The following is a 14,795-nucleotide window of genomic DNA, read 5'->3' as shown; positions in this document are numbered from 1 at the left end:
ATTTAAAAAGGCGAGTTCTTGCTCGCCTTTTCATTTTTTATAATTTGTAATCACCGATTGCTTGTATTGGATTTTGAAGAATCATGTTGATTAACTGATGCATGTGATTCAATATTTCTTTTATTTTCGCTTCTTCATATACGGTTTGATCATATCCAAACTTTATTGTAAGTTTCTCTTCAGGAAAGCACATAATTCCATACTTTACATGCGGCTCATCAACAACTTCGTAATCTGTGATAGCAAAATTTCTGTTTTCATTTGAAGAGAAGATAGCTTGGTTAGTTGGATAGTTTTCAAAAACCCAAAGATGGTCAGTCAACTGATTTTTCAATTCACTTTGCTTTTGTATATCAACAAATGAATAGTATGCATACTCATTACATTTCAATGTTTCTAGTTGTACTTTTTGCAGGAAATCTACAAAAGTTTGCGTTTCTGTCCATGCTAGTCGGATAGGTAAAACATTTGTGAACAGACCGAACATATTTTCAATTCCTTCTACTTCAGGAGGTCTGATTGATACGAGATTAGGTAATACTACTTCTCTCGTTCCATTGTATTTGCCAAGCAATATTCCCCATACAGCTAGTAATGCCGTATTCATAGTTATATTGTTTTTAGTTACAAATGTCTGTAACTGACTAGTTAAATCCTTATCTAATGTTAAATCCATAAAAGTGAAGTTTAACCCTTCACTTTTAGTTGGCACTTTCTTTTTAGGAATACTAGTCTTTCGATTGTATCCTGATAAATAATCCCGCCAAAAATGACGTGCTTTCTTATGATCTTGTGCTAAAGTCCAATTTATGAATGTTTCAAAAGGTTTTACCATAGGTAACTCCGCCGTAGTTCCGGCATTTTTTGTTTCATAGAGCTGGAATAATTCGTCTATTAAAATGCTGACGCTCCAACCATCACATAATAGATGATGCGAACTCCAAACCACCTTATGCTCGTTATTACCTAGTTGGAATATACAGAGACGGTTCATGAGTTCATTATTTTTGAATCCTTGACTTAAATTTTCACTCATCCACTGGTCTAGGAATTCTTGCTGTTCTTGCTTCGTCATCTCAATCAAGTTTTTTATCTCTGAAATCATTTGAACATCATGTAGAACAGCTTGCCAAGGTTGTGCTTGTTCATCTTGCACAATTATCGTTCTTAAAGAATCATGACGATTAACTAATTGTTGGAAACACTGAATAAAGAGATCAATATCCAGTTCCCCCTCAAGTGACCAAATTATTTGTTCAAAATATGCATTTGTATCAGGTTCAGTCGCGGCATGTTCATAAATAACCTCCTGGAAAGGTGCTAATGGGTAAATACGTTCTATTTTTATATCCGGCATTTTTTCTTGTATTTTGGTAAGTGTATGTTGATTAAGTTGTTTATCTTTAACATTTAGTAATGTAGCTTTATTATCGTTCATGTTGTTTACATCATTTGTTTGTGAACTTGAAAGATGGTCTAGCTTTTTAACAAATTGAACCATGTCTCCTAATATAGGAAATGAAAATAGATTTTTGGGCTCTAGCTCAAATCCTTGTCTATACAGTCTAACGGATACTTGAATTGCTTTTATCGAATCTCCACCTAAGGCAAAGAAATGATCATTTACCCCAACTTGATCTACTTTGAGTACTTCTTGCCAAACACTAGTTAATATTTTTTCCATTTCAGTTTTTGGAGCAATAAATACTTCATTTTTTTGTTTCTCTGGAGTAGGGAGCGCTTTTCTATCTAATTTCCCGTTTGGAGTCAAGGGTAATTGTCCCAAATAAACAAAATAAGAAGGAATCATGTAATCTGGCAAGTGATCTCGCAAATGCTTTCGTAGTTCTGTTGTACTAATATTTTGCTCAGTTACCACATATGCAACTAAAAATTTTATTCCATTCTCATCTGTTTGATCAATTATGACAGCATGTTCGACTTGTTTGTAAGTTAGAAGACAATGGGCAATTTCTTCTAACTCTACTCGATATCCTTGAATTTTCACTTGATAATCTTGGCGGCCTAAAAATTCAATATATCCCTCAGGATACATTTTCCCACAATCTCCTGTCTTGTATAAAAGACCAAAATCAGGATGTGATACAAATGCGTCATTCGTTTTCTGTTCATCATTTAAATATCCTTTAGCAAGGCCCACTCCCCCGATATATAAATCCCCAATTACACCAACAGGGCACATTTTCTTTTCATAGTTCAACACATAATACGTTTGATTTGCCAAAGGCATCCCATATGGAATACTATTCCAATGTGATTCCACCTGTTTGACCGGATAATAAATTGACCAAATCGATGCTTCTGTTGCTCCTCCTAGTGAAACTACTTCCGCAATCGGAAAATGTCGTTTTATTTTTTCTGGTAAAGAAAGTGGAATCCAATCTCCACTATGTAAAACTAAACGCAAAGAAGAATGTTCAAAATGAGAACCTACTTGATCCAATGCCAAATCCATGATTGCAGGCACTGTATTCCAAATTGTAATTCCTCTACGCTCGACGGTACGGATTAATTCTTGCATGTCTCTTGGATCACGAATCATTACCAACATTGCACCTGTGCTTAACGTTCCGAAAATATCGTATACAGATAGGTCAAAACACATGGAAGAGATACCAATAATACGATCATCTTCATTTACCTGATATTTTTGATTAATGTCTTGAATGGTATTTGCAACCGCTTGATGAGTAATAATTACTCCTTTTGGTTTCCCTGTACTTCCTGAAGTGTATATAATATAGGCAAGATCTTCTGGACCAGCAATAGCGGGCATATCTTCTGTTGTATATAATGACAAATGTTTTTCTTCATAAAGACTAGGTTCTAATAAAAGTTTGCATGAGCTATTTTTTAAAATATATGTTTGGCGATCTAAAGGATGATCGGGATCAATCGGAACATAAGCGGCACCTGCTTTTAAAATACCTATCATATTAGCAATTGTGTCAACTCGTCTTTTTGCTAAAAGACCCACTTTGTCACCTAGACCAATGCCTTGCTCTTTTAAGAAATGAGCAATTTGATTGGAGCGTTTATGAAGTTCCGAGTATGTTAACCATTCTTGCTCAAATACCACCGCTACTTCATCCGGTGTACGTTTTACTTGGTCTGTAAATAATTGATACAGAGTAGTTAAAGGTATTTTTTCTGTTGTTTCATTGTATTGCTCAATTAAAGTTTGATCCGATTCTTTCATCTGCAAAGATGTTACGTCGCTTTGTTTCACCAATTGTTCCAATAAGTCAACAAATTGGGAAAACATTGCTTCTATTACATCAACATCAAACAACTCTTCAACATAGTTCCAGCTAATTAATAACTCTCCATTTTTTTCAATTACTACATTATCCAAATACACTTGTGGAGTCCGAGCATGAATATGGCGAAGAGAACCAAGCTGTTCCCAAGCAAACGCACCCGCACCTGCTAGCATCGAGGTGAAAACAATTGGCATAACTGCTTTTGGCGTCATTTGGTGGTATCGAGTAAAATCTCGAATAAAGTTAACTCCATCGTAATGACGGTGTTCAAGGCCATCTAATAAAGTAGATTGCGTTTCTTTTACTCTAGTAAAGAAAGATTGCTCTGGTTTTACATCAACATCCAACAAAATAAGCGATGTGAAATCTCCCACAATCTGTTCTACTTCTTCATGAACAGGATAACGGTTAAATACAGTCAAATTAATTGCCAATTTACGTTGATTACTCCAATATGCCAACACATCACCATATATTGTACAAAGCAGAGCGGAAGGAGTTACTTCTTTCTCTTGTGCTAACTTTCGTAGTTTTGTCCACTTTTCATTGTCCAGGATCTTAGTAAGTGATTGGAATTTAGGAGTAGCAATCTCTGCCGGATCCTTTTTTAACAGCAAAGAAGGTGCAAATGGAAAGTCAGGAAGCTTACTTGTCCAATAATCTTTTGCTGTTTTATATTCTTCGCTTTGTTCCATTTCATCATAGATAAACATGTAATCTTGAAAATCAAAAGATAGAGATTCTAATTTTTGATTTGGTTTATAATAATAATGCAACAAATCCTGTCCAACTATGTTCATGCTTGCTCCGTCCATTAATAAAGCATCGTATCGAAAACATAATAAATACGTTTCTTCTTTTAAAAGAAAGGCTTTTAATTCAAACAAAGGCCATTGCCCCAAAGGGAATACATGGTTAGTCATTCGAGAACGTTCTTCTTGTAAGCGAGCATTTTGATTCCTATCATCTAAATCTATGAGACTAACTATTTCAATCTCGTAATCAGGAACGCTTTGTAATATTTGCTGTTCTCCCTCTGGTAAAATTACAGCTCGCAACATTGGATGACGATGAATTACCTTTTGAAAACTTTTTGAAAGACGATTAATATCCAATTTTGTTTCATATTCAAAATATGTTTGAGGTGAAATACCACTTAATTCAAACTGTGAATTCCTCCCTAACATGTACGCTGTCTGAACCTCTGTTAATGGAAATGACTTAGACAAATCTTTAACATGAGTTGGTCTAGTTTCAAAGTTTTTCTCTTTATGCTCTACCTCTACACAAGAACTAAGTTGAGCAATCGTAGGATGCTTAAAAAAATCTGTTGTACTTATTTTTAAGCAGTCTTTTCTTAATAAATTAATTACCTGAAGTGCTTTAATCGATTCTCCTTTTAAAGCAAAAAAATTATCATGAATACCGATTCCCTCAATCTCCATAACTTTTTCCCATGCATGCACCAATTTTTGTTCAATTTCATTGCGCGGGGCAACGTATGGAATTGATACATAATCCGTTTGTGTTATATCTAATAATCTTTTCCTATCTACTTTCCCATTTGGATTCAGCGGAATCTCTTCCACCTGAATCATTTTTTCAGGAATCATAAACTCAGGTAATTTATCACTTAAATATTTTCTGATTTCATCAAAAGAGACCTTATTATCGGATACATAGTACGCAGCTAATAATTTCCTATTTCCATATACTTGATCAACAACGATAGCTTGGTTTATTTCTGGATGTTCCCTTAACTGACTTTCGATTTCTCTTAATTCAATCCGAAATCCCCGAATTTTTACTTGATGATCCATTCGACCTAGATATTCAAGTTCTCCATTAGGCAACCAACGAACGAGATCACCCGTATGATACATCATTTCTCCTGCCGTAAAAGGACTAGGTACAAACTTTTCATCTGTCAGTTTAGATTTCCCAAGATACCCTCGTGCTACCGCCACGCCACCAATACAGAGTTCACCCGGAACTCCAAATGGTTTTAATTGACCATACTTATTCAATATATAGGAATGATAGTTTGGGTTGGGACTTCCAATCGTAATTTCTTTGGCAGAGCTCAAATTCTTTACTGTTGCACAAATGGTTGTTTCCGTAGGACCATAAATATTTAAAATCGTTGCTTCACTGATACCTCGAATTTTTTCAACCAAATCAATGGAAAATGCTTCTCCTGCTAACAAAATAGATTTTAAATCTTTCAGAAAATTTGCCCCTTCTGGATCACTTAAAATCACTTCCATTCGCGATGGCGTTGATTCCCATAAATCCACCTTATGTACTTTGACCAAATGAGCCAATTCTTTTGTTGCAAACTGGTCCTCTGTAGCAATGACTACTTTCGAGCCTTGTGTTAAAGGAAGACATATTTCTAACAAGGAAATATCAAAAGAAACACTAGCAAGAAACAAGAATGATTGATTATCTTTTACTTTTTCTCTCATTGCACTTAAAAAATGAACAAGAGATTTCTGTTCCACCATTACTCCTTTTGGATTTCCTGTTGATCCTGATGTGTAAATGACATAAGCCAAATCATTAGGATCGCATTCCCGAATTAAATTACTTTCTTCACCTTGGAAGAGATGTTCCTCATCAAGATACAGCACTTCACCAGCAAATTGCGGTAACTCTACTTCCGTTCGCTTGCTCAATAAACATTTTGCTTGACTATCTTGTAACATATATTCAATTCGTTCATTTGGATAGTTAGGATCGATTGGTAAATATGCTGCACCTGCTTTAAAAATTCCCATCATGCCAATGATCATTTCTAATGACCGGTCTACCATAACCCCAATAATACTTTCCTTGGATACACCTTTACTTTGAAGAATAGAAGCCAATTGATTTGCTTTCTGATTCAATTCTTTATATGTTAAATATTGATCATTACAAACAACAGCGATTTGATCTGGGGTTTTTAACACTTGTTCTTCAAACAAATCTTGAAATGTTAGAGACAAGTCTATGCTTGTCTGACTGTTATTCCATCCTTCTAACAACTCTTTTTCTTCTTCTGCAATAATACAAATATCTTTCACTGCCAAATTCGGATTTTTTAATACTTGCTTTAAAATATAAAGATACGAATTTGCAAACTGTTGCAAAGAAGAAAACGAATGAGATTTGAAAGAAATTTGAAATTCATTATGTATTTCATTCCATTTTCTTTGTATCCAAACCGCTAAATTATTCTCTGCATATTCTTCTATCGAATTTTTATTATGTAACCCTTCCATCCCAATAACAATTTGAAAAGGAGTTAAAGGATGTTCCACTAATAATTCAGAGAGTGGATACCCCTGATTGTCATACCCGAATAAAGTCGTTTCTTCAATCTGATTCACTACTTGTTTAAAGCTATGATGCGGATGGATTTCACTTCCTAAAGGAATCCATTTATTAAGATTCTCGCTTTGTTCAAGATTTTTTTCGATTACAGGAATACCAATAGTAATTCTTCCTTGATCTGTATAGTGTGCCAAACAAATCCTTAACGCGGCCTGTAACCAGCTAAATAATAATAAATCTTGAGACTTACTTTCTTTTTGTATACTTTTACTCAACTCTACATTCATTACGATTTGAACGTGCTCACAAGGATTTTCTTTATTTAGTTGGTAATCACTATTAAATACAGAAAAATCAAGAACCTCGGAAGATAATTGCTCCTTCCAAAACGCTTCTACCCCTTGATTTCCATGAATAGAACTTCGATCTTTAATGTGCATGTTTATCTTTATCCCCCTAATATTCATTTCTTCTATTCGTAAATTTTCAGGCCAACTTCAAGCCCATGGAGAAATACTTGATGGTTATCCAAACATAAAAATTGCTGAATCTCTTCAATTTTCATATGACCAACTGAACAAACGCCTAAATTTAATGTCTCAGCCACCATATTTAAGGTAGCAGTGATAATGCCTGACTCAATACAAGCAAATAAATATCCATCTGAACCGTATTTCGGGATGGAAGCGTTCGCATTATAAACCAAATAAACTGAGAAAGCAGATTGAGTAAATAAATCCTGGTTAATTAACTCATGATCACTTTTGATTACTTGATCAATGTTGTTTACAATCACAAGACTATTTTTTGATGGGTTATAATAATAAAACCCAGCTTTTATACCTTCTATACGTTTTGGTTTTATATAAACAAAGATATCAATGGGATAGAGCCCGCCTGCACTTGCGTAATGATAGTATATTTTTTCTTTCCTAACCTGTTTTAGAGTTGATATGAATTGGGAAAATTCTAAAAAACTAATATGTTTTTCCATATCAAATTGACGACAAGACCTACGTTCCTTGATTATAGTAGGTACCTCATCTGTTGTTTCAAGTTGAATTTCAGTTGACCGTGCAGCAACGTGCGTGCGATTTAATTGTTCATTCATATACTTATCTAACTCTTCTTTAGAAAAGCGAATCTGGTCGCTATATGGATTTGTAAAAATCTTTTCTTGTGTAGAAAATACTTCTCTTGGGTGTAATATGTTACTTACTAACACACGATTTTTTATCATAAGCTCTATTGTTTTTTGTGTCTCTTCTATATTTCCTAACGAAAAGCGCTCTACTAGTTCACTAATTTTTACACCTTTTTGAGCCATAAAATAAAAATCAGGAAACCACTCAGACAGAATGTCTGTAAATCTCATTTCCCCTATCAAAACTTCATTATGCAACTTCTCCCAATGTTTAATAGGAGACCAGTAATAAATTTGCTCGCTCATATAACCCTCCATAAACGTTTAACTTATTTTTGAAATGCAATTTTCAAATCTACAAAAAATATTTTTTAGATTCTGATCCTTGTCTCATAGTGATTATAAATACATGAACTTCAACGAAACTTGAAAATAATGAAATAACTTTTTCTTCATTAAAATTTTTTATTTCATCATAAAAAATGATTTTTTATTAGATATTTCACATCCTTTCCCATAGTAATCCTATAAGGTATAAACCATTTAGAACATTAAGAATACTCACGCATTTCCAATGTGAAATTATTGTAATGGATTGGAGAGCGGTTGAATATAGTTATTAAATCAAATAATGTTGAGAAAGTTTTATTTATTATATCGATAAAATTTTCTGATGCGATTTATTACAAATAGATTAAGAAAAGAGTTTTAAATTTTTCTTTAAAAGTTAGTGTAAAAATATAACATACTATTACATACAAGTGAGTCACTTACATATCGTATTTAAAATAGAGAAAAGACACCATTCAAGGTGTCTTTTCTCTATTTTAATTCGATATACTTTTTACGCCTTTGCTATCTTTAAACGATTTGTAGGAATTAATACAACTCGAACCTCTAGTCCGTTATATGTTCGAATATGTAATAAAAATTATATAAATTAAGAATGTATTTCAGATAATTTTATAAATAAACGCAAAGACATCCTCTCCCCCCACTGTTACAATAACAATAATCTCTTGTCTATTTCTTTTATTAAATTGTAATATAATTACAGTATGTGAAATTATATTACATTAACTTTAAAAGCGAAGTGAAAACAACCTTCACGTCGCTTTTATTTAATTGGTTTCTCTGTTTTTAAAACTAATGAACTTAATGCAGGAACTTTAATTTTATTATCATGAACAACGTAAAGTGTTTTACTACCTGCTTGCTTACCATCTACTAGTACTTTCCAAGGACCTTTTGATGGAAGCGTTATGTCAACGGTTTCTCTATTTGCATTATGAGTCACCATAAAGTATTCGTTTTTATTACCATTTCCCTTTATTGAATAAGCGACAACATTTTTGGGAGTATCAATAAAAGAAACCTGTTTTTTAATTTGTTCTGCAGATGTCATTCGAAAAGCTGAGTACTTTTTGCGTAATTCTATTAAGCCCTTCATATAATCTACTTCATTATTAAATGCTGCACGGCGCAACCAGTCTATCTGGTTAATTGAATCAGGAGATTTGTAACTATTATGATCACCATATTTCGTGCGCATAAACTCTTGTCCTGCATGTAAAAATGGAATACCTTGTGATGTTAATAAAATTGAAGAAGACAATTTGTGCATTTGTTTTCGCACTTCTTCACTGTCACCTGGATTAGTCAACTCAAGTTTGTCCCATAATGTATGATTATCATGTGCTTCCACATAAGTGAGTACCTGCTCTGGATCTTGATAAGTAGACGAATTTATATCGTAGTCAATGCCTGCCGTAATCCCTTTTTTAATACGGTCTTCCATGTCGTCCTTTCCATTTACAAATCCATTTTCCTTCTCCTCAAATACACTACCTTTCAATCCATCACGTATATTATCGTTAAAATGAGCAATCCCTTTCATTTTCTCCGCATTTTTTTGATTTGCTTTCAACTCAGCTGCAAGAGGTGTATTTAAATCCCAACCTTCTCCATGCAGTATAATAGAAGGATCAATTTGATTAACAGCATTACGTATTTCATTCATTGTTTCATAATCATGGATACCCATTAAATCAAAACGGAATCCGTCTAAATTATATTCTTTTGCCCAATATGTGACCGAATCCACCATAAATTTTCTCATCATTTTTCGTTCTGAAGCTGTATCATTGCCTACTCCGGTTCCATTTGCAAATGTTCCATCTTCATTGTAACGGTAATAATAACCTGGAACTAACTTATGAAAATTAGATTCAGCAGCATTATACATGTGGTTATATACTACATCCATTACAACACGAAGATTATTATCATGCAGTGTTTGAATCATTTGCTTTAATTCAGTTATTCGAACAGTTGGCTCATATGGATTTGTAGAATAGGATCCTTCTGGAACGTTGAAATTTTTCGGATCATATCCCCAGTTATATTGTGGTTCGTTTAAATTCTCTTCATTTACTGATGCATAATCAAATATCGGTAAAAGCTGCACGTGCGTAACACCAAGATCTTTCATATGATCAAGGCCTGTTTTCACACCTTCAGGACCTCTTGTTCCTTTTTCTGTTACCCCTAAATATTTTCCTTTCTGTTTAATACCGCTTTCGGGCTGAATAGAAAGATCACGTACATGCAATTCATAAATAATAGCATCTTCCGGATTTTTAAATTTCGGTTTTTTGTTAGCGTTCCATTTTTTCGGATTTGTTTCTTCTAAATCAACAACCGCACCTTTATCTCCATTTACAGAAGCAGCACGTGCATACGGATCAACTGCTTCAGTCCACTTATCACCAATTTTCACCTTATACGTATAAAAGAGACCTTTTTGGTTCCCTTTAAGTTCTGCTTTCCAAGTGCCCTTTTCACCTTGTTGCATGTTTATTTCAGTACCTATTTTATCGTTCCATTTTTTATATGTAACTAACTTCGCTTCACTCGCAGTAGGAGCCCATACACGGAACTTTGTATGTTGTGGTGTATATATATTACCTAAATCGTTACTGCCATAATAAAATGAATGATCAAACTCCTCACTACGAATGACTTTACCGATTTCAGTATTCGTATAAGCTAAGTTTTCAATTTTAACTTTGTATGTCTGTTTTAAATCAATTTTCTGCTCTGTAATTATTTTAACTTTATTAGTAATATTTCCACTGTTTATATCATAAGGACTAATATTCTTAATTTTAATGCCTTCAATTTCAATTTTCCGTTCCTTAATATGAAACGGGATATTAGTGGTTACAGTAATTTCATTGAAACTATCAATAGTTGCTTTTTGAATTGATAGATCCGAAGAAGGCTTAGAGTTATATACTTTTTCATCACCAGAAAGAATCCATACTTCAGCACGACCGTCCTTTATATTTTCAATCCAACGATCGCCACCATCTTTTTCCCACTCATTTGTACGAATGATAAATCCTACGCGATTATAGTTACCATCTATATTAATCTTAGCGTACTTTCCAAATTCATCTTCACCAGTAAATTCATATGATTTACCATTTGCATTTTCACCCCATATCCAAAGGTTCCAGTCTTTTGTATTTCCAGATTGCTCTTTGTAATGAATGATAACTTCAGTTGTTTTCGAATTTGAAACTGCCTTTACACTTTGAAAAGAGAAAACAGATGATAACATAACGATTATAGTAAGTAATAAAACTGATTTGCTAATTAATCTTTTTATCATTTGCACCACATACACCCTTTCTTTAAATAGTACGCACGATTTATTATGCTCGTACTAAATTCCACTGCTTAAATCAATCTAAAAATCTAGTTTACCTCACCCCCATATTGGCTATTTTCACATATGTATTTCAATGATCTTTTAATACGAAAACGTTTGCATTAATGTTTGAAAAAATAGATTTGTTTATGTCTTCATATATTTATAAATACTAAAAGATCAGGGAAATCATTTTAAAGCAACCGTTTGTTATCGCTTTCATTCTATAGTACTTTCTATAAAGAGGTCAATATATTATTAATTTTCTGTTTTTATACACTTTAAACCTTATATATTTGTAGCAACTTATTGAAGAGAGACAGCCTATTTATTACTTAGTAAGTTTATTTTCACTAATGCATAGTTACGTAAAAAAACAGTTAATATCCTTAAAAGGGCATCAACTGCTTTTCATAATGTATTAATATATGAATGATAACTATATTTCTAACTTACTTAATTTTTGCTGCATCAAATGCCTTTTGTACTGCTTGAACTTCAGCTGCATTCGCACCATATTTATTAGTTGCCACTCGAATACATGCTGATCTCAATTCTTTGAAATTAGAAGTCATGTTTAACTCATCTGTATTTGCATAATAGAAGATATCAAACATTTTATCTTCACCAATCCCTTTGACAGTTACACCGTTATGAGTTCCGCCTTTTGCAATGAGATACGCAACTTTATTAATAATACTTGAATTAAAATGAACGCCACCTTGATCCCATCCATTAAAATCGTTAAATTCACTGTAATCATCTGGATATGGTACTCCAAGTGAAGATGGAACAGAAGCCGGGTTTTCCATATCACGGAAAACAGAACCAGTTTGTTCTCCCATCGTCCAGTTAAAGCTACCATTATTTACGTATTTCTCAATAGATGTCCCCATAATATCAGATAGCGCTTCATTAATCGCACCTGATTCACCGTAATATTCAAGATTAGATTCGCTAGAAGTAACAGCATGTGTAAATTCATGTCCAGCTACGTCATATGCTTTGACGATAGGATCTCCATATACAAGCATACTTCCATTATTAGCACTTAATGCATTCTGCCAATTTTTCGGATCATTCGTATCTCCAGAATCCCAAGCATGTACAACTGAAACTACCTTTTGTCCCTTATTATCAAAGCTATTACGCTTGTATTTATCTTTATAAAAATCAAATACTTTTGTTGCTAAGTAATGAGCACTTACTGCTTTTGGATCGTTAAATGTTGTCGAAGTACTAGTTGCTAATGTACCAGGATAATAGCTTTCTTCTTTAGTAATATCTCTATAATTCACATCATATGTTTCAATTCCTTGCCCTCTTGTATAATCAGCAAGAGCATATTTGCCATTACTTTGTTTAGAGATACCAAATGTACGTGATATACCTAAATCATCTTTTCCTGTTCCAGTTAATGATGTAAGATTGCTTTTTTTACTTTTCTTTAATGCTCCAACTAGTTTTTCACTTGCTTTTAAGTTAGATTCTTGTACCATATTTTTTAACATATCACCATTTTGTGCATTTACTAAATATGTTCCGGAAACATATTTTGGTGTTGCAGCTTCAAATGTAACCTGGTATGCATTACTTGCTTGTCCATTATTTTCATCAACAAAAATAACTTCCTTAACTTCTGGCTCAGAAATAAAATTGATATCGTTCCCGTACTTCGTATAAATATATTGTTTCGCCTCATCTTTTGATAGATTGATAGGTTTTTTCAATTCTTCTTGTTTTAAATTTTGCGCGCTATCACCTGAAACACTTTTAATAACACCGTTATCATCTACGTGTGCAGTTAATTGATGACCATATACTTCTTTTCCTTCGTATGTTTGCTGTATACGTACAAGTGTAGTCCCATCATATGAACCACGTTTTTGAAGAACTTTATAATCTACTCCTGTTTCTCCATTGACTTGCTTTGGAGAAAGAGCTTGTTCTGTTTTCTCCTTAAGAGCATCTTTTACTACATTCTCTGGTGCCTTTTGTGACGGTTGTGTAAGTTCACCCGAACGGAACGATTCCTCTTGAATTTGAATTTGTAGTTGGTCTGTTTCCTCTGCATGACCTACCCCGTATGGTGCTACAGCTGTTAAAGCTAAGCCTGTTGTTAATGCTACCTTAGTTAATGTCTTTTTGTTTTTCATTTTGTTCACCTCGTATAATTTTTGAAATAGAAAGCTTGTACAAAGTATACTTCCTGTTTCTGTCGAAAAAAAGAGAAAATACACAATTTATGTAACATTATGCAAAATTACATATATGTGGTCGATGGTATAAAGAAAGAACGACACATATATGTATATTAATTTCAATAAAAAAGAGCCCTTTTAGGTGCTCCTCCAATTGGTTAGTTGTTAATTATCTATATTCATTCTAATCAAAGTACCCTTACATCTAAATAACAACATAAAAACCCACTCTTTACTATTTTAAGAGTAGGTTTAATGCTATTAAAATAACAATTATTATAGAACATCTTATAATTTATATTACTTATTTAAACTTATATTTCGGAAATGAAGTTGATTTAGAATAAAGATGGACCAAATGAATACTAATGACCTTGATAAACAAGAAAAAGAAATTTCATGTTTTGTTTTAAGATGTATATAGTAGACAAATACTTTAATGAGGCAGCGCATCTACAATTTAGTTTTTTAATATAATGTTGTAAGGTATGTTCTTTTAAGGATATTATAAATATGCATAGTAAGAAATAAAACCATAATTATTTAAATAAAAAATCCCCCGGATTTGTTTAATGATCCAGGGGTTTTTTTATCGTTGAGTCTTTATATTTCCATACCGATCACAAACTTTTTTAGGATAATGGTATGTCCAAGTTTAATAGTTTTTTGCACGAGAGCCATCTATTTTATATTTATTTAATTATCCTACTAAGTTTTTTGTAAAATTCACCTTTTCTTTTTACATGATTAAACTGATTTGGATTAATATTAGCTTTGTGTGAGAGTGCTACAATCTCTTCTTTTGTAATTGAATCTTTAGTATTTATAGATGCTATATTTGTATATTTTCCATCTTCAGTTTTTGGAATTTCTAAAATCCCTTTATTTATAAGATCCACTACAGCCCTATGCTCTGAAGAATGTGTATTCACGCCGGTAATTTTCCAATTATGCATAACTTTTGGTGTGTATACACCATTCTTTACCTCTTTTAAATATGTAATAGCAAGGTTACGAATGGTTCCACCAGTTTCTCCGAATGCATTCTCTTGTTTAGATGACCAAATTTGTTCAAACTTACGCCCCTCTAAAGCTCCACCTTTTGCCTGAAGAGCCTCCATTCTATATGCATT

4 protein-coding genes and 1 pseudogene are annotated in these 14,795 nt (G+C 33.1%); all 5 read right to left on the bottom strand.

Annotation, left to right across the window (positions count from 1 at the left end; all coding sequences use genetic code 11):
* Positions 1-37: 37 nt before the first annotated feature.
* Positions 38-7,042 (bottom strand): non-ribosomal peptide synthetase, encoded by a 7,005-nt coding sequence (locus JDS82_RS20985; RefSeq protein WP_199713870.1) that lies wholly within the window; start codon positions 7,040-7,042, stop codon positions 38-40.
* A gap of 32 nt (positions 7,043-7,074) precedes the next feature.
* Entirely contained in the window at positions 7,075-8,052 is a 978-nt protein-coding gene (locus JDS82_RS20980; RefSeq protein WP_199713869.1) for a SagB/ThcOx family dehydrogenase, read from the bottom strand.
* An 811-nt stretch (positions 8,053-8,863) separates the two neighbouring features.
* Positions 8,864-11,428, bottom strand: a complete 2,565-nt coding sequence (gene pulA, locus JDS82_RS20975; RefSeq protein ID WP_199713868.1) for a type I pullulanase — start codon at positions 11,426-11,428, stop codon at positions 8,864-8,866.
* Positions 11,429-11,913: 485 nt separating this feature from the next.
* Positions 11,914-13,617, bottom strand: a complete 1,704-nt coding sequence (locus tag JDS82_RS20970) for a M4 family metallopeptidase (protein ID WP_199713867.1) — start codon at positions 13,615-13,617, stop codon at positions 11,914-11,916.
* Positions 13,618-14,354: 737 nt separating this feature from the next.
* Positions 14,355-14,795, bottom strand: a pseudogene (locus JDS82_RS20965) (bifunctional metallophosphatase/5'-nucleotidase); the annotation flags it as partial.

Origin of the sequence: Bacillus cereus group sp. N14, assembly GCF_016483555.1 — a bacterium.
Lineage (GTDB): Bacteria > Bacillota > Bacilli > Bacillales > Bacillaceae_G > Bacillus_A > Bacillus_A wiedmannii.
This window is presented reverse-complemented; position numbering and strand designations above follow the sequence as displayed.